Genomic DNA, 20,724 nt, shown 5'->3' on the forward strand with positions numbered 1-20,724 from the left:
AATATCTTTTTCAAAATCTATTTAACCGTTTTACGTACAGCAGCAACCATTGCCGGTGTAATTTCCTTTTTACTATTACCCCAACTGTTGTAAACAAATGTTAACACATTGGCTATTTCATCATCGGTTAAAACTTGAGCAGTCATTACACTGTTGTATTTTTTACCATTAACTACTATTTCACCGGTTTTACCTTTAATGATAAATTCAATTGCACTTGTAGGATTAGCATTTAAATAATCAGACTTAGCTAACGGAGGGAAGGTATTTGGCAAACCTTCACCATTTGGCTGATGGCATGCAAAACAAGTTCTGTTATAAATTGATTTTCCATCTTCAATTCGTTCAGCTAAAGATGTTGGTTTTGGTAATTTTACAGCATTCGCATCTTCCGGCATATTCTGAATGGTTCCACCTTCAGCGTGATAAACTTCATCAGTTTGTTTACCAGAATAAATTAATTTGTTTTCATCACCGGTAACTTTTAACATACCTAAACTACCCTTGTTAAATGTTCTGAAAATTGAATGATCAACAATGATAAATGTACCGGGAACTTCCACTTTAAATTCAACTATTGAAGAACCGCCTGCAGGAATTAAAGTTGTTTGCACATCATGGTTAAGTAATGTACCACCTTCTATATTTACATTGTCAAAAATTTCACCAATTACATGGAAAGATGAAACCAAATTAGGGCCTCCATTACCAACAAATAAACGAACCGTTTCGCCTACTTTGGCAGTGATGGCATTGTCACCTGTTAAGGAACCAACATGACCATTAAATACAACATAATCCGGTTCTTCATTAACAGCTTTAGTCATATCAAAAGGTTGCAAACCTTTTTCACCATTAGCACCTTTGGTATAAAAATCGCCTTGCATAATGTAGTACTCTTTATCTACTGGAGGCAATCCACCTTCAGGTTCAACTAAAATTAAACCGTACATACCATTGGCAATGTGCATTCCAACAGGTGCTGTAGCACAATGATATACATAGAGACCTTGATTAATTACCTTGAATGAAAAAACAACTTCGTGACCGGGTGCAACAAATGATGAAGCAGCGCCACCTCCAGGTCCGGTTACAGCATGTAAATCGATGTTGTGAGGCAACTTATTATCGGGATGATTCTTCAAATGGAATTCAACTTCATCGCCAATTCGTGTTCTGATAAAACTTCCGGGTACCGAGCCACCAAATGTCCAATAAATATATTTTACACCATCGGCCATCACACCTTCTTTTTCTACAATTTCTAAATTAACAGTAAGTTTTGTCGCCTCTCTGTTACCCACAGGTTTAGGTACTAATGGCGGTGATGTTAGTTCCGCAACCATAGTGCCCGTTACTTTTATTTGAGTTGGGTCTACATTTTTAGCCGGCTCATTTGATGAGTTGCAACTTGTAATAACTAAACTGCTGAGGCTAATAATAAAAGTCATTTTCAGCACTGATAAATATATTTTCTTATTCATAATCTTAGGTTTTATTGTTTAGGGAAATAGTTTTATTTTTTAATTAATAATGCTTCCAATGCTTCGTCAGTTGGTTGACCGTATCGCACAAACTCGATGATGTAACAAATTATGCCTACTGTAAACATGGTTGCACAACAAACAAGAATGAAGAAATGCACTTGTATTTCTTTCTGCACATCGCCAAACTCTAAACCTACTATTCGCTCAAGGTAAACCTGTGCAACACCTGCAACACCAAAAGCTACTGTCATACCTATCATGCCAATATTCGACAGCCAAAATGCAAGTAAACCTGTTGTGGTATCAAATAATTTGCGACCGGTTAAATTTGGTAATGCATAGCTGATAATGGCTAAGACTATCATTGCATAGGCTCCCCAAAAAGCAAGGTGACCATGCATAGCTGTAACTAATGTACCATGTGTGTACATGTTAACCTGTGGTAAAGTGTGTGCTAATCCTAATAAACCGGCACCCACAAAAGATACAATTGCAGTACCTAATGTCCAGTTTAAAGCAATTTTATTAGGATGTTTTTTCTCGCCTTTGCGGTACATTGAAATGGCAAATAATGCCATTCCTAAAAAAGCCAGTGGCTCCATTGCTGAGAATATTCCACCTACTATTAACCAAACTTTTCCAACGCCTATATAGTAGTAGTGGTGACCTGTTCCTAAAATACCGGAAATGAAAGTTAAACCCACAATTACGTATAGCCACTTCTCAATTACTTCGCGGTCAACACCTGTTATTTTAATCAATAAGAATGCTAAAATACCACCCATGATTAATTCCCAAACACCTTCAACCCATAAGTGAACAACCCACCATCTGAAAAACGAATCCATGGTTTGATTGTCAAACCATATCATACCGGGCAGGTACAATAAGGCCGCAAAAAATAATCCCATTGATAAAACCAATGCAGTGGTTGTTCGCTTTTTACCTTTGAATAAAGTAACTAAGATCAACCCTAAAAAAGTTAAGACATTTACGACAACCAGCCAATCTAACGGACGAGGAATTTCTAAAAACTTTCTGCCTTCCCAATAATTAAAGTGATAGCCAATTATTGCAACCACACCAACCAACGCTAATGTAATTAACTGAATATAGGCTAGCTTTACATTTACCAATTCATGTTCAGCTTCTTCGGGAATAATGTAATAAGCAGCTCCCATAAAACCACTAAGCAACCAAACAACTAATAAATTAGTATGTACCGCTCTTGCAGTATTAAACGCAATAACCGGGTGCAATACATCATAACCCATGTGGGCAAATGCCATTATAAAACCATACACTATTTGTAATGATAACAGCAGCATGGAAAGTGCAAAAAACCAATACGCTACTTTTTGTGATTTATATTTCATATTATAAATGTTTAGTAGTTAAATTATTTCTTGTATTGTGGTTTAGGTGGAAATCCATTTAAGTCAACTTCGCCAATCCATTTTAAAAAAGCAACTACATCATTGGCATCCTGCTCAGTCATAGCATAGGCAACCATTTGACGGCCACGCGGAGACCATGGTGTTTTTGACATCAAGGCAGCTTTAATATAGCCTTCTCCCCTGCGGTCATAAACCTTAGTAAGTTCAGGTGCATAATAAGCGCCTTCTCCTAAAATAGTATGACACCCCATACAGTTGTTTGACTCCCATATTTCTTTACCGTGAATAACTTGAGGCGAAAGATTTTCTTCATGAGTACGTTTGGGAACTTCATTGCTTAATGAGTTCCATGACAATCCTAAAAAGATACCAAATGTAACAATGGTGCCTCCCAGGAAAAAAGCTCGGGCTTGTGATTTTGATAGCATATTGAATTAATTTAATTGTTTATAAATGATTATTGGTACGCATAGTCGATGTTAATCATGAGTGCTTAGTTTTCATTTAAGTGATATATATTTTTTCTTAAGTAATTTTGAAAATTGGTTTATGCTTAAATTCAACAAATCCGTTAATAGGATTTCTCTGATTCGTGAGTAGGTTGCATGTGCAGGGCAAGGATTGGCAGACGAGCAAACGTTTAGGCCTAAAATGCATTTATTGAAAAAGCCATCGCCATCAATTGCAATTACTATTTCCTTAATGGTGATTGATTTATTTTCTTCAATTTGAAATCCACCTCTTGCTCCAATCGTTGAAATAATCAGCCCGCTTTTTCTAAGTTTCTGTAAAATTTTTGCAGTAAAGGCAACAGGTGAATCGATTGCTTCAGCTATTTCATTCAAGCTGATTTTTCTGGAAGCACTGCTTTTTAATTCTATAAAAATCATTGCCTTTATGGCGTATTCGCAAGCTTTGCTAAACATATTTATACTATTACGGTGCAAAGTTTGCAATTAATTCCTTAATTCGGATAAAAATATCCGAAATAATTTAAAACCTGATAATTATCATATTTTTGGAGAATGAAATAGTTGAAATTTTACGGGGAGCAGGACTTATAGAAATGGATAGAGCAAGGGCTCTTCAATCATATGCCTATATAGTAGTATAATGTAGAATGTAAGGATCCTCGAAACTTGCTAGTTCAATCAAAAACCACCCTTGAAGACTGTATCACTAAAGGATTGTTATATAAAATTTCAACGCTTTAAAAATAACGCAACGCACAGCCGAAACGACAATGACACAGAAACTCAATACTGACAAAGGTTTGCTAGGACGGTGTACAAGAACCACTGGCTATAACAGCACCTGCCCAAAAGGCGAGGTTTCGTGTTCCAAAGACAGTTTAGTATTTAATCAAACATTAGTTTTTCAAATCAAGTTTTGTGGCAAAAGTCCCGCCCTTCGGGTAGCTGCAAAACGTTATATGAGATTTTTGCTGAACGGTCTGCTGCGATTGACTTTTACTTTCTTACCAACTGAATACGAAATGTTGGAAAATGGAGTTTAAAAATTACATAATGAAAATAAGAGGTAGTTCCATTATTATATTTTTGACCCTTAGTCTATTTATTATGTTTTTCACAGTTAGCTGTAAAAAATATCCTGATGGACCAATTTTTAATTTTACTTCAAAGTATAATAGATTAGAGAAAGCTTATTGGGTATTAGATTACCTAGAAATTGGAGGAATTGATTCTACCTCTGATTTTCTGGCAGCAACTGATAGTGGTTATGTTTTTGAAAGCATGGAGTTTTTGAACCGGATAAAGGAATATCTGCCATTAATTACAAATCACCTTCTCATCAATCAGCCATTTATTTTACTTGGGGCTTTGCTGATAGAAAAAGGAAATTGGCAGTTCAAGTTACATCTTATTCAAGACCCTTTTTTACGAAAAGCGATTTTATTGGACCTTTATGGGTTAATGAGAGAATTGAATATAGAATTATGAAACTAACCAAAACAGAACTCTGGTTAGAGGTTACGTATAATGGAAAATTAACAAAGGTTCATTTTAGAAGTGCCTAACTAAATTTTGACGGACACTTAAAGCCTCCATTATACTTTAACCTTTCCCTCCGAAACAAAAACCTCATATAACAGCTTGCAAGCGTGATGTCTTATTTTGGGCGGACAGAAGGTTTATTAACTTTGAAGCTCGATTGAAGTTCTTGCAAGAAAAATATTGCAATATGATTTTCGGTAAATAATTTTTTTAATTTTATTGCAATATTTTTAACGAAACGACAGTGCTTCGAAGGCCCAAAATAAAACACCACGCCTGCAAGCAAAACGTTAGCTGCAATAATCTCTGTAAGGCTTGGCATAATTAGGTTTCAGCCATCAAGTATTTTTTGACTTACGCTTCCCAAACGCGGACTTTTGACAACACTAAAAAACTGAAAAAGAGGAAAATTAAACGGGAAGTGTGTCATTTTTTTTTATTGGCGTTAAATCCCTTCCGATTTAAAGACGATCAAAAAAATGACACATCGAAGTCAGGAATTTTTCCTCTCTTTCAATTTTCTAGCATCGCATAAAGAGATGATTTTTTGGAACTGTGGGACAAAATTCGCTCGTAGAACGCTGTTTTGACCCTTGACGTGAAACCACATCCGACGGCAGGGGCGTGAGATTACAGCAGCTAACACCGGTTAAGCAAGATATTCCATTTGGGCAGGACTGTAGGTTTATTAGCTGTGAAGCTCGATTGAAGTTACTGCAAGAAAAATATTGCAATATCCTTTTAGGTAAATAATTTGTTTATTTTTATTGCAATATTTTTAACTGACCGACTGTGCTTCGAAGCCCAAATGAAATACCTCGCTTAGCCGGAAAACGTTAGCTGCAAGTTTTCACGAAAAATCAATGCTACCATGACTCACACTCTTTTGAAAGACTCCTTTAAATGATTGAAAATGTAATTTGTAAGAATTGTCAATCAACTAATATGAACAATGCAAAATATTGTTCAAGTTGCGGCTACGAATTACAAAATAAAATAGTTGATGAATTACAAGCTAATAAAGACCGCAGTATTTCAAGTGAAAATCTCAATTTAACTTCCATAGACAACAAAAAATTTAAAATTTCAATTTTACTTTTCAGCATCCTATTATATACTATTTCGCTCACTCAAGATGGTTTTTACCATCACCATGAGAAGTCAGAAGGTCCTGGTATCTTTCTTCTTCTGTTTGGTGGAATTAATGCTATTTTAACAGGAGGTGGTGCTTCAATAACTTGGTTTGCAAATCCAATTCTTTTTTTCTCATGGATTACTATAAATGAAACAAAACCATCATTTATTGCCAGCATAGTTTCAACTCTTCTTTCCTTGTCTTTTCTATTCTTTGACAGGGTAAAGGAATTTAATTTAATTATTACTGGTGATCAAAATGATGATCCACTTTATCGCTATCAGACAGTAACCGGTTACGGGTTGGGGTTTTATTTGTGGGTTGCAAGTTCTTTAATTTTAGTTCTCGGAAATTATAAAAGGATCCACTCGTCTAAACTCAAGTATATAGCTTAATCCAAACGGCAGTGCTAGAAAACCAGCAGCTAACAGCGGCTACCAGATAAATTTTTTTTGGGCGGACAGAAGGTTTAATAACTGTGAAGCTCGATTGAAGTTCCTGCAAAAAAATATTGCAATATATTTTTCGGTAAGTAATTTTTTTATCTTTATTGCAATATTTTTAGCGGACTGACAGTGCTTCGAAAGCCCAAAACAAAATCCATCTGGTAGCCGCAAAACGTTAGCAGCAAAGGGTTCTAACGTTTTTAGAAATATTTCCGGTTGAAGATTTTTCAGTTATTTTCATAATCCCTTTGCTTTTGCAGTTTTTGTTTTGTTTTCTCCATGCATTGCGTGACGATTAGAACTTGACAAGCACTATTTGACTTTTAGAACTTGGACGAATTTGCGTAAACCCACACTTGACGTTGGACTCGAAAACTTTTGCTTGTAAGTGTTTGCTTGGTTTGTTTGCGTGACTTCCACACTTAACGTTGGACTTTGAACTTGATACTTAGTCTAAACTTAGCGTGGCACTTGACGTTTAGGAGTTCTAAAACTTTATGTGACAAGCAACGTGTGACGATTACTGTTGAAAGTTGGACTGCAAAAGCGCTGTATGCGTGGCGTGAACCCTCAGCTGCTAACAGCGTGCATGCAAGATGTCTTATTTTGGCGGACGGTAGGTTTATTAGCTGATTACCTCGCTCCTAGTTCGTGCAAAAAAAATATTGCAATATCCTTTTCGGTAAATAATTTGTTTATTTTTATTGCAATATTTTTTAACGACAAGACTGTGCTACGAAGCCAAAATAAAACACCTCGCATGCACGCAAAACGTTAGCAGCAAAGGGTTCTAACGTTTTTAGAAATATTTCCGGTTGACGATTTTTCAGTTGGTTTCATAAACCCATTGCTTTTGCAGTTTTTGTTTTTGTTTCTCCAAGCATTGCGTGACGATTAGAACTTGACAATCTCTATTTGACTTTTTGAACTTGGACGAATTTGCGTAAACCCACACTTGACGTTGGATTGAAAATTTTTGTTTGTAAGTGTTTACTTGGTTTGTTTGCGTGACTTCCACAGTTGACGTTTGACTCTGAATTCTTTAATTAGGCTAAACTTAGCGTTGCACTTGACGTTTAGAAGTTCTAAAACTTTGTGTGACAAGCAAAGTGTGACAATAACTGTTGAAAGTTGGACTGCAAAAGCGCTGTATGCGTGGCGTGAACCCTCAGCTGCTAACAGCGTGCATGCAAGATGTCTTATTTTGGCGGACGGTAGGTTTAATAACGGATTACCTCGCTCCTAGTTCGTGCAAAAAAAATATTGCAATATCCTTTTCGGTAAATAATTTGTTTATTTTTATTGCAATATTTTTTAACGAAAAGACTGTGCTACGAAGCCAAAATAAAACACCTCGCATGCACGCAAAACGTTACAGGTAATTGTATGACACCACCTAGTATGTTTAAAAATTTAGTACAGCAGATTTTAAAAATTGCGTTAATTTTCATCTTCTTTACAGATTGCAGAGAGATTTCTTCTGACAAGAAAGCTAAAAAGGTGAACTTGGTAACATCTGACAGTTCAATTGTTATTAAAGAAAATATTTCACATCAGGACAACTTAGAAATTGCTAGACAATTTGCCGTAGATTTTTTGCCTGATACCACAATGCAAGGCGGAATGAAAAAAATGAACAACTTTCCTGATAGCGTTGTGAAAGCATTTAAGGCCATACGGTTAGACCGACATAATCAAGAAAAATATTTAACACTATTGTATTTAAAGATATACCGAGGACATTTGCAATGTTGCCATCAATCCTATGAACTTAGAGTTAAACCAAATGTCGTAGGTATTGACAGTATTGCAGACCCTTTGGTTTTTGAATTCAATTTAATAACCAAACAGTTTGACAATAACAAAAGAATAGAAATGATTACTTCTGGTTTAGCCCATTCTTGGGTTGAAAGCAATAAAAGACTTCTTAAATATGACTTAATTAAAAAAGAATATAAAACCATTAAGGAAATTGAGGAAAATATCACAAAGAGGAAATACCGGTGACAGAACACAACTACCTGTAACAGCAAGCATAAGCAATGCTGGTTTTTTGGTTGTGAAAGTGTGTCGTTCCTACTAAATTTGTAGTGAGTGAAAGTTGGTTGGCTCCGAAGCCGCACTGCTCATGCTCGCAACCGTTACCTGCAAGTGTAGCAGACGACACAGCCAACATAAATAGACGACTACTTTGACAGAAATTTTGACTGTTGAGAACTTTTATTTTACTTTGTTAGTTATCCTAACTATATTTGCACCGACAATAATGTCATAACAATTTTAATTCATAATCAAATGAGTAAATCAGTTTTCTATCACGCAGGTTGCCCTGTTTGCGTTAGTGCAGAGCACGACATCATTAACCTTTTGGGTGCAGACAAAGTTGAAGTAGTTCACTTTGGAAACGACAAGTCAAGAATTGACGAAGCAGAGAAAGCAGGTGTAAAATCTGTTCCAGCCTTGGTTACCCCAAACGGAAATGTTTTGCACATCAACTTTGGTGCTTCCATGGCTGACGTAAAAGGTTGAAAAATTTGCCTCACAAAGTTAGGACAACTACCTTTGTGAGGCATTTTATTTTAAATCAAAAGAAATGAAATTACTATTAAACATTGTTTTGCTTCTAACCTTTATACCAGGTTGCAGCCAAACACAAAATAACACAACAAGTAAAATGAAAGTAGCAGTTTGGGACACCTATGTAACTAAAAAAGACGGATCAATAATGCACTTTGACATTCTTGCACCTGAAGAGATTAAAGATACAGTTGTAATTTATGATTATGGCAAAGCGTATCTAAAAACAATAGGACAAGAAGGCCAACCTTTGACATCAAAAGAATGCAGGTTTTGTCACGTTGAGACTTTAAGACCTAATTGGGAATCCGACATTAAGAAACAAGGTTATTTTATAATCGAAATGGAAAATTGCAAGTAAATTTTAATATGGAAAAATCAGCGTTTGATTTAGCACATCAGAATTCAAGTATTGAAAGCAAAATTGTTGCTTCTTTGGAAAGAGTGTCACAAGCTTTTAGGGTTTTACTTTGGAATGAAAGCAAAGAATTTTCATTAAGTCCAATTCAAGTTCAAGTGCTTATCTTCTTGTTGCATCACTCTGACGAAAAAAGAAAAGTAAGTTATTTGGCTGACGAGTTTAATATGACAAAGGCAACCATCAGCGACACTATTAAAACGCTTGAACAAAAACAGCTTATCAAAAAAGAATACGAGCAACACGACACAAGAAGCTATGTTATTAACCTAACTAAAAAAGGAAAAAACATTGCCGAACAGACATCTTTATTTGCAAAACAAATACAAGTTCCTATTGGCAAACTACATTCAACCGACCAAGAGAATTTACTATTAAGTTTGTTGGACATTATTAATCATTTGAACAAAGCGGGAATTATAACCATACAAAGAATGTGTTTTACTTGCCATTTTTACAAAGCAAACAAAAACGGACAAGAACATTTTTGCGGCCTCTTAAATACAAAACTTGCTGACACAGAATTACGAATTGACTGTGCAGAACACAAGCTGAAACAAACAGTATGACAGAAACACCAGCAGGTAACAGCACCTACAAGAAATTGGCGGTTCAGTGGTTAAATGAAGCTTTGTGCTTCGTATCAGGTTCAGTGGTGGCAGACAGTTTAGTGCTTCGAAATCGCCAACTTCTTGTAGCTGCAAAACGTTAGCCGTAATGCCAAAAAAAAACTCAAATCCATAACAAATACGACATTAATGCCCTAAAATCTGAAATAAAATCTCATTAACCAAAGAGAAGAGAATCGAAATAATACTAAATTTGCGACCTAAATTATAGAAATGATAAAATCAATTCAAATAAAGAATTTCAAATCCGTAGTAGATCTTTCTCTTGACTTAGGTAGTTTCAATGTTCTTATCGGAGAAAATGGATGTGGAAAATCTAATATTCTAGAAGCAATTGCTTTTGGGAGTGCTGCAAGTGCTGATAAACTCGATTTTGAATTTTTAGGAAGTCGAGGTGTTAGAGTTACTAACCCTGAATTTATGTATTCCGCTTTCAAAAATATAACAAATAGAAAAATTGATCTAATATTTAAAACAGATGACACACTTTTTAACAATATTAATTATTCTCTCACTAACCAGAATAATAATCAAAAAAAGTGGACAAATGAATTAAAAGAAATAATAGATAAATCTACCGGGGACAAACTTGCAACTATTCTCTTCGAAAAAAATAATGTGGAAAGGAAAAGGGAATTAAAGAAATTTTTGGGAAATGAAAAGCATATTGAGATGTATGAATCATTGGCCGAAAAAATAAAAAAAATTTCAAAGGAAGAGGGAAAAGAAAATGAAAGTATGGCTATTTTTAAATTCATTTTCAACCGTTTTTTAAATGACCGGTACACTAATCAAAAAATCTCAGATTATATTATCTATTCTCCAGAACAAACTAGTTTAAGAAAATTTGAGGAAACAACTCAAATCTACCCACTTGGAATAAAAGGAGAAGGACTTTTTCAGTTCTTGAAGGAATTGGCATTAAATAAAAAAACTCAAAATACACTTTTAGCAATAAAGCGTAACCTTAATTTGCTTGACTGGTATGAAGATTTTGAATTGCCGGACAATCTGATGCAAAATGAATATGCATTGAGAATTAAGGACAAATATCTTTTTGAAAAACTTCAATATTTTGACCAACGAAGTACCAATGAAGGATTTTTATTTTTGCTATTTTATTCAACTTTATTTATTTCAAAGACGACTCCAACTTTCTTCGCAATAGACAATCTTGACTCATCTTTCAATCCAAAATTATGTATCCAAATAACTAGAAACCTCGCAGCGTTAGCTAAGAAACATAAAAAGCAGGTGATAGTTACAACTCATAACCCTGCGATACTCGATGGTTTGAATTTAAAAGATGACAGCCAGCGCTTGTTTGTAGTGAGAAGGAATGATGAGGGGCACACAAGAGCAAAACGTATCGAATACAAGCCAGAAAGAAAAATGAAACTATCTGAATTATGGACAAATGGCTTTATTGGTGGCTTACCAGAAAATTTTTGATTTACAATTTTCCTTAATATTATTAATATGAAATTTGCATTAATAACCGAAGGCCCGTCAGAGCATAAAATAATCAAACATATCTTGTCCAAATACTTTAAGGGTTTTGACCCAGAAATAAATCAAATTCAACCCAAAATTGTTGATGGTAAACAAGACAGCAAAACTCCTGGTGGTTGGAATGAAGTATTAAAATATTGCGAAAGAAAAGAGTTAAATGACATCCTGATTGAGAATGACTATCTTATAATCCAGATAGATACAGATCAATCTCAGACTTTACCCTTTAATATTACTCATGCTCATAAGGATAATTCCACAAAATCTATTGAAGAACTTTCAAATGATGTTAAACAAAAATTGCATGGACTAATTAGCAAGAATACTAAAAGCAAAAATGGAGATAAAATATTCTTCGCAATATGTGTTCATACTATAGAATGTTGGCTACTCCCAATCTTTTATACGACTAGCCATAAAACAAATACTTTAAATTGTCTTGCACCACTAAATATTGCTCTTCGCAAAAAAGATATTAATATCATAACAGCCGCAAACAAAAATGAACCTAATGGAATTAGATCTTATGAAGCCGCTTTAAAATATTGGAAAAAAAAAGAAGATATTTATTTTGCAGCTCAACACAATTCAGCTTTTAAAAACTTCCTTGATTCACTCACAGCAATACCAATAGCAGAATAGTAATTTCAAAACAATCATCATCGACAGTTTAGGCACAACGGCTAACAGCGGCTTAGCGCAATGTCTTATTTGGGGCGGACAGAAGGTTTATTAACTGATTACCTCGCTCTAAGTTCCTGCTACAAAATATTGCAACATACTTTCGGTAATAATTTGTTTATTTGTTGCAATATTTTTGGCTGACAGACAGTGCTCCGAAAGCCCCAAACAAAACACTGCGCAAAGCCGCAAAACGTTAGTAGTAATGCCCTAAAAAAAATCAGTTGACCAAGCTTATTAAGACATTCACGAGACTAACAATTATTTTTCTCTTTATCTCACCAGCGCTTTTTGGCCAAAATTCAGAGATAGAAAAGCTTGCAGACGCTGGACTTAAAATGACTTTTCCGAGCATTTATTTTAAACTAAATTCCACAGACTATGCATCAATGCCTTACTTGGTAGACAAATGCTTTGAATACATAGCACTCAATTTTAAGAGTAATATTAATAGTCTAGTTATTTGGCGTGACAGTATCGAGACAGAGAAATTGACAAGTAAACGCATTAAAAAACTGGACACTGAATTAAAAAGATATGTTCGAAATAGAAAATTTGAAATCCATTCAATGGGCATTGAACAAAAAATTTCAAGAAAGACAATTAATGCTGCTTCCGACAGTTCAACAATTAATTATTTACAAAGCTTGAATAGTCTGTTAGAAATGTCAAAAACTCGGTTGCCTTCTGAAAAGAAAAAGAAAATTCGCCCATACTTAGTTTGGACTGGATGGAAACATGGATTTCATTGGAGTGATTGAAGGAGTTTGCAGTAATTTTGAACTTCGCAGGACGGGCACAACTACTAACAGCAGCTACCAGATAAATTTTTTTTTGGGCGGACAGAAGGTTAATTAACATTGAAGCTCGCATAAAATTCCTGCAAGTAAAATATTGCAATATAAATTTCGGTAAGTAATTTTTTTATCTTTATTGCAATATTTTTAGCGGACTGACAGTGCTTCGAAAGCCCAAAACAAAATCCATCTGGTAGCCGCAAAACGTTAGCAGCAAAGGGTTCTAACGTTTTTAGAAATATTTTCGGTTGACGATTTTTAAGTTAGTTTCATAAACCCATTGCTTTTGCAGTTTTTGTTTTGTTTTCTCCATGCATTGCGTGACGATTAGAACTTGACAAGCACTATTCTACTTTTAGAACTTGGACAAATTTGCGTAAACCCACACTTGACGCTGGACTCGAAAACTTTTGCTTGTAAGTGTTTGCTTGGTTTGTTTGCGTGACTCCCACCGTTGACGTTTGACTCTGAACTTTTTACTTATGCTAAACTTAGCGTTGTACTTGACGTGTAGGAGTTTTAAAACTTTGTGTGACAACCATAACTTGACGACTACTGTTGAAAGTTGGACTGCAAAAGCGCTGTATGCGTGGCGTGAACCCTCAGCTGCTAACAGCGTGCATGCAAGATGTCTTATTTTGGCGGACGGTAGGTTAATTAACATATTACCTCGCTCCTAGTTCGTGCAAAAAAAATATTGCAATATCCTATTCGGTAAATAATTTGTTTATTTTTATTGCAATATTTTTTAACGAAAAGACTGTGCTACGAAGCCAAAATAAAACACCTCGCATGCACGCAAAACGTTAGTGGTAATGGCAATTTTGAATTCCAGCTATCTTTAAATACATTTGTGTTATGAGAAGTTTGACAGAAATTAAGGAAACATTAAAAAGCAACAAGCTGAGACTGACCGAAAAGTATGGCCTAAGCTTATTAGCTATTTTTGGTTCTTATGGACGAGGACAGCAAACTGAAACCAGCGATATTGACATTTTAGTTGACTTTCAAAAACCAATAGGTGTTGAATTTATTGACTTAGCTAACGAACTAGAAAAACTCCTTAAAACTAGAGTTGACCTTGTCTCAAAAAATGGCGTTAGACCCCAGTATTTAAAACAAATCGAACCAGACTTGAACTATGTCTAAGCGTGACTCCAAACTCCTCCTTTCTGATATCCTAGACGCAGTTATTAAAATTAAGAGATATACATTCGGTCTTACCTACGACACATTCATCTTTGACTCCAAAACGTTAGACGCTGTCATTCGCAATTTTGAAATTATTGGAGAAGCGGCAAATAGACTTCCTGATGAGTTTAAGGAGAAATACGAGTCAGTTGACTGGTTCAGAATTATTGGTTTTAGAAATCGCATTGTTCATGACTATATGGGTGTTGACTACAAAATTGTTTGGACAATTATTGAGAAGGACATTGATAAATTAGCGGAGGAGATTGGCAGTATTTCCAAAAGCCTGTAGTTTTGCCACAACCACTAACAGCAGCTTAACGCAATGTCTTATTTTGGGCAGACAGAAGGTTTAATAACTGATTACCTCGCTCCAAGTTCCTGCTACAAAATATTGCAACATATTTTTCGGTAAAATTTTGTTTATTTTGTTGCAATATTTTTAACGACAAGAAACTGCTACGAAAGCCCCAAATAAAACACTGCGTTAAGCCGCAAAACGTTATATGAGATTTTTGCTGAACGGTCTGCTGCGATTGACTTTTACTTTCTTACCAACTGAATACGAAATGTTGGAAAATGGAGTTTAAAAATTACATAATGAAAATAAGAGGTAGTTCCATTATTATATTTTTGACCCTTAGTCTATTTATTATGTTTTTCACAGTTAGCTGTAAAAAATATCCTGATGGACCATTTTTTAATTTTACTTCAAAGTATAATAGATTAGAGAAAGCTTATTGGGTATTAGATTACCTAGAAATTGGAGGAATTGATTCTACCTCTGATTTTCTGGCAGCATCTGATAGTGGTTATGTTTTTGAAAGCATGAAGTTTTTGAACCGGATAAAGGAATATCTGCCATTAATTACAAATCACCTTCTCATCAATCAGCCATTTATTTTACTTGGGGCTTTGCTGATAGAAAAAGGAAATTGGCAGTTCAAGTTACATCTTATTCAAGACCCTTTTTTACGAAAAGCGATTTTATTGGACCTTTATGGGTTAATGAGAGAATTGAATATAGAATTATGAAACTAACCAAAACAGAACTCTGGTTAGAGGTTACTTATAATGGAAAATTAACAAAGGTTCATTTTAGAAGTGCCTAACTAAATTTTGAAGGACACTTAAAGCCTCCATTATACTTTAACCTTTCCCTCCGAAACAAAAACCTCATATAACAGCTTGCAAGCGTGATGTCTTATTTTGGGCGGACAGAAGGTTTATTAACTTTGAAGCTCGATTGAAGTTCTTGCAAGAAAAATATTGCAATATGATTTTCGGTAAATAATTTTTTTAATTTTATTGCAATATTTTTAACGAAACGACAGTGCTTCGAAGGCCCAAAATAAAACACCACGCCTGCAAGCAAAACGTTATTGGCAAGGCGTCCGGAGAAATTTTCCAGATAATCTCATTTGACCTTAGAATAACTAAACCCTAATATTTAACCTGAAAATAAACTCCATTTTTGTTATATTTGTATTGTAATAATTATAGACAACAATGAAAGCAATTGACATAAATACAACCCTTATTGACGGCTATCTGCAACTGCTTAACAATCTTAGCCCAAATAATAAACTAGACCTTATTTCTAAGCTCACTCAATCGGTGAAAACTGACATAGGTGAACGAAAGAACTCCTTTTATAAATCATTCGGAGCTTGGGAATCTAAGCAATCCGCAGACGAAATAATTGCTAATATTCGAAATAGCAGGACATCTAACCGTCAAATAGAGAAGTTTTGAAAAAATATCTTATTGACACCAATACTTGTATTTATTTTATCAAAGGAAAATTCGATCTCAAGAAAAAATTTGAGAAAGTTAATCCTGACAACTGTTTCATATCTGAAATAACTCTGGCTGAACTTAAGTTTGGAGTTGAAAACAGTGACAGAAAAGAGAAAAACCAGACAACACTTGACAACTTCCTATCAGGAGTGAAGATTGTTCCCATTTTTCACTCACTCGACTTATACGCTAAGGAAAAAGCTCGTTTAAGAAAAGCTGGAACTCCCATTGACGACTTTGACATTTTAATTGGTGTAACTTCAATAACGCACAACTTAGTTATGGTTACAAACAATACTAATGAGTTTAAGCGAATCAAAGGAATCAATCTGGAAGATTGGACTAAATAGTTCTTAATTGAGCAATCTGTAATACGGAGTGTGGCCGCCCAGCCAATAACAGCTTGCAAGCGAGATGTCTTATTTTGGGCAGACAGAAGGTTAATTAACTGTTTACCTCGCTCCTACTTCTTGCAAAAAAAATATTGCAATATCCTATTCGGTAAATAATTTGTTTAATTTTATTGCAATATTTTTAACGAACCGACAGTGCTTCGAAGGCCCAAAATAAAACACCACGCCTGCAAGCAAAACGTTAGCAGCAAAGGGTTCTAACGTTTTTAGAAATATTTCCGGTTGACGATTTTTCAGTTGGTTTCATAAACCCAGTGCTTTTGCAGTTTTTGTTTTTGTTTCTCCAAGCATTTCGTGACGATTAGAACTTGACAAGCACTATTTGACTTTTTGAACTTGGACGAATTTGCGTAAACCCACACTTGACGTTGGATTGAAAATTTTTGTTTGTAAGTGTTTACTTGGTTTGTTTGCGTGACTCCCACAGTTGACGTTTGACTCTGAATTCTTTAATTAGGCTAAACTTAGCGTTGTACTTGACGTGTAGAAGTTCTAAAACTTTGTGTGACAAGCAAAGTGTGACAATAACTGTTGAAAGTTGGACTGCAAAAGCGCTGTATGCGTGGCGTGAACCCTCAGCTGCTAACAGCGTGCATGCAAGATGTCTTATTTTGGCGGACGGTAGGTTTAATAACGGATTACCTAGCTCCTAGTTCGTGCAAAAAAAATATTGCAATATCCTTTTCGGTAAATAATTTGTTTATTTTTATTGCAATATTTTTTAACGAAAAGACTGTGCTACGAAGCCAAAATAAAACACCTCGCATGCACGCAAAACGTTAGCAGCAATGCGGTCAGCGCGGTTTTCATGAAATTCACTTTGACGATTTTTTTCTCATTTTTTAAGCCCAACGCTTTTGCAGTTTTTTGTTTTTTTCTTTGTTATGCTTTGCGTGACTTTTAGAACTTGAATAGCGCATTTTGACACGCAGAAATTGGGACGAACTTTCGGTAATCCACACTTGACGTTTAGTTTGGTGTGTTGAAATTCTTTGGTTTGCGGGACTTTTGTTGGCTACTTCCAAAGCTTGACGAATGAAACGTATTTTTTATTTTCCCACACTTTGCGTTACTCTTAGAACTTTGCAAACGATTTTTATAAGTTGAACTTTGGACAAGCTTCCGGAATCCAATACTTGACGTTAAGCTTGACGTTTGCAAGTACCAAAGCTTTGCGTGACGAATTTAGCTTGACAAATACTTTTGAAGTTGGACTGCAAAAGCGTTGTAACCCATCGTAGACCGCCCAGCTGCTAACAGCTGCTTGCCATTAGGCGGGGCAACTGCATATTTGTTTCTTTGCTTTTCATTTGTAAGTTTGTAGTAGGCTGACACTTTGGTGCTTCTAATTCCCGCCCAACGGTAAGCAGCAAAACGTTAGCTGAAACCCTTCAAAAAAACTCAGAAATCACAAAATGAGAAAATCGGACATTTACGAAATTGCAATTAAAATTCTTGGACTGTATTTGTTTTTTATTTCCATCGGACTACTTCGTGAAACTTTGACAACTTATACTGTAATGTTAAAATCGAATCAGACACCTGACTCATTTGGCAATTTTGACCAGAAACCTTTTTTTATTCTGACACTTGCGAATTTTGCGTTGCAGATAGTTTTTGCATCAATCCTAACTTTTAAAACTAAGACACTTGCCAAACTTATTTGCAACCCAACAGACTACAACGAAACTGCAAGACTTTTCGCAGACAGAAAAGTAATTTATGAAATTGCACTAGTTATTGTTGGGCTTCTCACAATAGTTTGGACACTCCCAGACTTTGCAATTAAATTAAAAGGACACATTCAACTTGTACAAAACAATTTGCAGACAAAGGAAAATGACACAAACTTTATTATTACTTCCGCAATTAAATTAATAGTTGGACTCATTGCAATTATTTACGCTAGACCCATTTCGAAAAGTTTTGCAAAGAACGATAGTACCGGACAACCAGAGTAGAAGGGCATCAGCTAACAGCAGCTACCAGATAAATTTTATTTTGGGCGGACGGAAGGTTAAATAACTTTGAAGCTCGTATTAAGTGTGTGCAAGAAAATATTGCAATATAAATTTCGGTAAGTAATTTTTTTATCTTTATTGCAATATTTTTACGAAGCGACAGTGCCACGAAAGCCCAAAATAAAATCCATCTGGTAGCCGCAAAACGTTATCAGCAAAGGGTTCTAACGTTTTTAGAAATATTTCCGGTTGACGATTTTTCAGTTGGTTTCATAAACCCAGTGCTTTTGCAGTTTTGTTTTTGTTTCTCCAAGCATTTCGTGACGATTAGAACTTGACAAGCACTATTTGACTTTTTGAACTTGGACGAATTTGCGTAAACCCACACTTGACGTTGGATTGAAAATTTTTGTTTGTAAGTGTTTACTTGGTTTGTTTGCGTGACTCCCACAGTTGACGTTTGACTCTGAATTCTTTAATTAGGCTAAACTTAGCGTTGTACTTGACGTGTAGAAGTTCTAAAACTTTGTGTGACAAGCAAAGTGTGACAATAACTGTTGAAAGTTGGACTGCAAAAGCGCTGTATGCGTGGCGTGAACCCTCAGCTGCTAACAGCGTGCATGCAAGATGTCTTATTTTGGCGGACGGTAGGTTTAATAACGGATTACCTCGCTCCTAGTTCGTGCAAAAAAAATATTGCAATATCCTTTTCGGTAAATAATTTGTTTATTTTTATTGCAATATTTTTTAACGAAAAGACTGTGCTACGAAGCCAAAATAAAACACCTCGCATGCACGCAAAACGTTAGTAGCAATGGGTTCTAGAAAATTCATTCATATTTTCGTTTATGATTATTGCTATTTTTAAAGTCTAGTTAAAATTAATTATGAAAGGAAAAATAGTTTTGATATTTATTCTGCTTGCAATTGCTTCATGTAAAAAAATAAGTAATAGTAAAATTGATGCTAAAATTTATGTCAAGCAATATAAAACTGAGGAACCTATTGTGAATTCTGAAGTGCAAATATTTAGAGGAAAACCAGGAACTGGATTCGGTACCGAGCTAGTTGAAACTATTTATACAAATACTGAAGGAATTGCAAGTTATAAAACTTCAGTTGACAAGGACTTTGACTATTACGCTTTTGCCAAAGCTGACAATTATTTTAATGATGGAGATCAAGTGATTCTTGAGCGTGGAAAACGGCATTTTAAAACAACAATCTATAAATATGCTAATTCATATGTAAAAATACATATCAAAAACGCAAATCCTTATAATCAATATGATTTAATACAATTTAGTTCTGCTTGTCTTTCTGGACATTATCAATTTCAAGGTTCAAATATTGATACAACTTTTCTATGGTGTGATGTGTGCGGTTGTTCATGGTATGGAAGTTACCCATATCAAGGCGCTGGATTAGTCACTAAAAATGGAATTGAGGTAGGAAATTTTTTTTCTTTTACACCAATCCCGTTTGATACCCTGACAATTAATATAAACTATTAACCAACTTCTTCAAAACTTTGCAAGTGATTTCCTGACGGCAGGACGTGAACCCACAGCTACTAACAGCTTGCAAGCGTGATGTCTTATTTTGGGCCGACAGAAGGTTTATTAAGTTTGATGCTCGCTCATAATTCATGCAAGAAAAATATTGCAATATGATTTTCGGTAAATAATTTGTTTAATTTTATTGCAATATTTTTAACGAAACGACAGTGCTTCGAAAGCCCAAAATAAAACACCACGCCTGCAAGCAAAACGTTATAAGTAAGCCACCACAGCAGAATTAAAATTGAACTTTAATGCCAAATAGTAATTCATTACCTACAGAAATTTTAGAGCTGAATGTAAAATCTGACAACGAATTTGGGTGCAGACAATCCGACTTTATACAAACCGTTGAAAAAGCTCGAGCGAATGGATTAGCAATAATAGGTGGACAAGTACAATATGTTTTTACAGACGGGACCTGCGAATTATACTGGTTAACTTACGACTCAGAAGCTCAAAAAGCTAATGAAGACAGAAGAGGATATTGTGAAAGAACAGCCAAAGAAACTATTGAAAAATTTAACTTGCTAATCAAAACTAAAGACTTTGAAAGTGAAGCACTAGAAAATTTTGAATTTATCAGAGACAAAAAGCAGAATGGTTTGAATTTAAATGATCACTTAACATTTGTTATATACTTTGAAAGCGCTTCTCACCCAGAGTAGGTGGCCAACTTATAACAGCTTGCAAGCGTAATGTCTTA

23 protein-coding genes are annotated in these 20,724 nt (G+C 35.1%); 19 read left to right on the forward strand and 4 right to left on the reverse strand.

Annotated features, from left to right (window positions below; translation table 11 throughout):
* Positions 1–17: 17 nt before the first annotated feature.
* From nirK to IPP32_14305, 4 genes are all read right to left on the reverse strand, one after another.
* Complete coding sequence (nirK, locus tag IPP32_14290) at positions 18–1,484, reverse strand: nitrite reductase, copper-containing (GenBank protein MBL0049251.1); 1,467 nt, start codon at positions 1,482–1,484, stop codon at positions 18–20.
* Between the two features lie 32 nt (positions 1,485–1,516).
* Positions 1,517–2,863, reverse strand: a complete 1,347-nt coding sequence (locus IPP32_14295; protein MBL0049252.1) for a cbb3-type cytochrome c oxidase subunit I — start codon at positions 2,861–2,863, stop codon at positions 1,517–1,519.
* A gap of 23 nt (positions 2,864–2,886) precedes the next feature.
* Positions 2,887–3,312, reverse strand: a complete 426-nt coding sequence (locus IPP32_14300) for a cytochrome c (protein MBL0049253.1) — start codon at positions 3,310–3,312, stop codon at positions 2,887–2,889.
* Between the two features lie 72 nt (positions 3,313–3,384).
* On the reverse strand, positions 3,385–3,810 hold the full coding sequence (locus IPP32_14305; protein ID MBL0049254.1) for an Rrf2 family transcriptional regulator: 426 nt from the start codon (positions 3,808–3,810) through the stop codon (positions 3,385–3,387).
* A gap of 317 nt (positions 3,811–4,127) precedes the next feature.
* Here IPP32_14305 and IPP32_14310 point away from each other — a divergent pair, with 317 nt between their 5' ends.
* The 19 genes from IPP32_14310 to IPP32_14400 all read left to right on the forward strand — a co-directional run bounded on the left by IPP32_14310 (position 4,128) and on the right by IPP32_14400 (position 20,686).
* Positions 4,128–4,400, forward strand: a complete 273-nt coding sequence (locus IPP32_14310) for a hypothetical protein (protein ID MBL0049255.1) — start codon at positions 4,128–4,130, stop codon at positions 4,398–4,400.
* A 10-nt stretch (positions 4,401–4,410) separates the two neighbouring features.
* The gene (locus IPP32_14315) at positions 4,411–4,845 is read left to right on the forward strand and encodes a hypothetical protein (GenBank protein ID MBL0049256.1); all 435 of its coding nucleotides are present in this window, start codon (positions 4,411–4,413) and stop codon (positions 4,843–4,845) included.
* 999 nt (positions 4,846–5,844) lie between these two features.
* Positions 5,845–6,429, forward strand: a complete 585-nt coding sequence (locus IPP32_14320) for a hypothetical protein (GenBank protein ID MBL0049257.1) — start codon at positions 5,845–5,847, stop codon at positions 6,427–6,429.
* Positions 6,430–7,866: 1,437 nt separating this feature from the next.
* Positions 7,867–8,487 carry a hypothetical protein gene (locus IPP32_14325; protein ID MBL0049258.1) on the forward strand — a complete coding sequence of 207 codons (621 nt, stop codon included), beginning with the start codon at positions 7,867–7,869 and terminating at the stop codon, positions 8,485–8,487.
* A gap of 288 nt (positions 8,488–8,775) precedes the next feature.
* On the forward strand, positions 8,776–9,009 hold the full coding sequence (locus tag IPP32_14330) for a thioredoxin family protein (protein ID MBL0049259.1): 234 nt from the start codon (positions 8,776–8,778) through the stop codon (positions 9,007–9,009).
* Between the two features lie 145 nt (positions 9,010–9,154).
* Entirely contained in the window at positions 9,155–9,418 is a 264-nt protein-coding gene (locus tag IPP32_14335) for a DUF2024 family protein (protein MBL0049260.1), read from the forward strand.
* 8 nt (positions 9,419–9,426) lie between these two features.
* Complete coding sequence (locus tag IPP32_14340) at positions 9,427–10,044, forward strand: winged helix-turn-helix transcriptional regulator (GenBank protein ID MBL0049261.1); 618 nt, start codon at positions 9,427–9,429, stop codon at positions 10,042–10,044.
* Complete coding sequence (locus IPP32_14345) at positions 10,041–10,187, forward strand: hypothetical protein (GenBank protein ID MBL0049262.1); 147 nt, start codon at positions 10,041–10,043, stop codon at positions 10,185–10,187. Before IPP32_14340 ends, IPP32_14345 begins: the two co-directional genes overlap by 4 nt.
* Before the next feature lie 130 nt (positions 10,188–10,317).
* The gene (locus tag IPP32_14350; GenBank protein ID MBL0049263.1) at positions 10,318–11,556 is read left to right on the forward strand and encodes an AAA family ATPase; all 1,239 of its coding nucleotides are present in this window, start codon (positions 10,318–10,320) and stop codon (positions 11,554–11,556) included.
* Between the two features lie 27 nt (positions 11,557–11,583).
* A complete protein-coding gene (locus IPP32_14355; GenBank protein ID MBL0049264.1) occupies positions 11,584–12,258 on the forward strand; it encodes a hypothetical protein in 675 nt (224 codons plus the stop codon).
* A gap of 263 nt (positions 12,259–12,521) precedes the next feature.
* Positions 12,522–13,058, forward strand: a complete 537-nt coding sequence (locus tag IPP32_14360; GenBank protein ID MBL0049265.1) for a hypothetical protein — start codon at positions 12,522–12,524, stop codon at positions 13,056–13,058.
* 894 nt (positions 13,059–13,952) lie between these two features.
* Entirely contained in the window at positions 13,953–14,243 is a 291-nt protein-coding gene (locus tag IPP32_14365) for a nucleotidyltransferase family protein (GenBank protein MBL0049266.1), read from the forward strand.
* Positions 14,236–14,577, forward strand: coding sequence for a DUF86 domain-containing protein (locus IPP32_14370; protein MBL0049267.1), 342 nt, complete (start codon positions 14,236–14,238; stop codon positions 14,575–14,577). The genes IPP32_14365 and IPP32_14370 overlap by 8 nt, the downstream gene beginning before the upstream one ends.
* A gap of 308 nt (positions 14,578–14,885) precedes the next feature.
* Entirely contained in the window at positions 14,886–15,320 is a 435-nt protein-coding gene (locus tag IPP32_14375; GenBank protein ID MBL0049268.1) for a hypothetical protein, read from the forward strand.
* A 474-nt stretch (positions 15,321–15,794) separates the two neighbouring features.
* Positions 15,795–16,040 carry a hypothetical protein gene (locus IPP32_14380; protein ID MBL0049269.1) on the forward strand — a complete coding sequence of 82 codons (246 nt, stop codon included), beginning with the start codon at positions 15,795–15,797 and terminating at the stop codon, positions 16,038–16,040.
* Positions 16,037–16,435, forward strand: coding sequence for a type II toxin-antitoxin system VapC family toxin (locus IPP32_14385; GenBank protein ID MBL0049270.1), 399 nt, complete (start codon positions 16,037–16,039; stop codon positions 16,433–16,435). Before IPP32_14380 ends, IPP32_14385 begins: the two co-directional genes overlap by 4 nt.
* A 1,478-nt stretch (positions 16,436–17,913) precedes the next feature.
* The gene (locus tag IPP32_14390; protein ID MBL0049271.1) at positions 17,914–18,459 is read left to right on the forward strand and encodes a hypothetical protein; all 546 of its coding nucleotides are present in this window, start codon (positions 17,914–17,916) and stop codon (positions 18,457–18,459) included.
* An 887-nt stretch (positions 18,460–19,346) separates the two neighbouring features.
* Entirely contained in the window at positions 19,347–19,973 is a 627-nt protein-coding gene (locus IPP32_14395) for a hypothetical protein (GenBank protein ID MBL0049272.1), read from the forward strand.
* Positions 19,974–20,272: 299 nt separating this feature from the next.
* Positions 20,273–20,686 (forward strand): hypothetical protein, encoded by a 414-nt coding sequence (locus tag IPP32_14400; GenBank protein MBL0049273.1) that lies wholly within the window; start codon positions 20,273–20,275, stop codon positions 20,684–20,686.
* The last annotated feature ends 38 nt before the right edge of the window (positions 20,687–20,724 follow it).

Source organism: Bacteroidota bacterium (genome assembly GCA_016721765.1).
Lineage (GTDB): Bacteria > Bacteroidota > Bacteroidia > UBA4408 > UBA4408 > UBA4408.

Coding starts and splice junctions, on each gene's coding strand:
- IPP32_14310 (MBL0049255.1), top strand. CDS start 4,128: ATGACACAGAAACTCAATACTGACAAAGGTTTGCTAGGACGGTGTACA.
- IPP32_14345 (MBL0049262.1), top strand. CDS start 10,041: ATGACAGAAACACCAGCAGGTAACAGCACCTACAAGAAATTGGCGGTT.
- IPP32_14390 (MBL0049271.1), top strand. CDS start 17,914: ATGAGAAAATCGGACATTTACGAAATTGCAATTAAAATTCTTGGACTG.
- IPP32_14340 (MBL0049261.1), top strand. CDS start 9,427: ATGGAAAAATCAGCGTTTGATTTAGCACATCAGAATTCAAGTATTGAA.
- IPP32_14320 (MBL0049257.1), top strand. CDS start 5,845: ATGAACAATGCAAAATATTGTTCAAGTTGCGGCTACGAATTACAAAAT.
- IPP32_14315 (MBL0049256.1), top strand. CDS start 4,411: ATGAAAATAAGAGGTAGTTCCATTATTATATTTTTGACCCTTAGTCTA.
- IPP32_14395 (MBL0049272.1), top strand. CDS start 19,347: ATGAAAGGAAAAATAGTTTTGATATTTATTCTGCTTGCAATTGCTTCA.
- IPP32_14335 (MBL0049260.1), top strand. CDS start 9,155: ATGAAAGTAGCAGTTTGGGACACCTATGTAACTAAAAAAGACGGATCA.
- IPP32_14370 (MBL0049267.1), top strand. CDS start 14,236: ATGTCTAAGCGTGACTCCAAACTCCTCCTTTCTGATATCCTAGACGCA.
- IPP32_14355 (MBL0049264.1), top strand. CDS start 11,584: ATGAAATTTGCATTAATAACCGAAGGCCCGTCAGAGCATAAAATAATC.
- IPP32_14400 (MBL0049273.1), top strand. CDS start 20,273: ATGCCAAATAGTAATTCATTACCTACAGAAATTTTAGAGCTGAATGTA.
- IPP32_14350 (MBL0049263.1), top strand. CDS start 10,318: ATGATAAAATCAATTCAAATAAAGAATTTCAAATCCGTAGTAGATCTT.
- IPP32_14330 (MBL0049259.1), top strand. CDS start 8,776: ATGAGTAAATCAGTTTTCTATCACGCAGGTTGCCCTGTTTGCGTTAGT.
- IPP32_14300 (MBL0049253.1), bottom strand. CDS start 3,312: ATGCTATCAAAATCACAAGCCCGAGCTTTTTTCCTGGGAGGCACCATT.
- IPP32_14380 (MBL0049269.1), top strand. CDS start 15,795: ATGAAAGCAATTGACATAAATACAACCCTTATTGACGGCTATCTGCAA.
- IPP32_14295 (MBL0049252.1), bottom strand. CDS start 2,863: ATGAAATATAAATCACAAAAAGTAGCGTATTGGTTTTTTGCACTTTCC.
- IPP32_14365 (MBL0049266.1), top strand. CDS start 13,953: ATGAGAAGTTTGACAGAAATTAAGGAAACATTAAAAAGCAACAAGCTG.
- IPP32_14305 (MBL0049254.1), bottom strand. CDS start 3,810: ATGTTTAGCAAAGCTTGCGAATACGCCATAAAGGCAATGATTTTTATA.
- IPP32_14325 (MBL0049258.1), top strand. CDS start 7,867: ATGACACCACCTAGTATGTTTAAAAATTTAGTACAGCAGATTTTAAAA.
- IPP32_14375 (MBL0049268.1), top strand. CDS start 14,886: ATGAAAATAAGAGGTAGTTCCATTATTATATTTTTGACCCTTAGTCTA.
- nirK (MBL0049251.1), bottom strand. CDS start 1,484: ATGAATAAGAAAATATATTTATCAGTGCTGAAAATGACTTTTATTATT.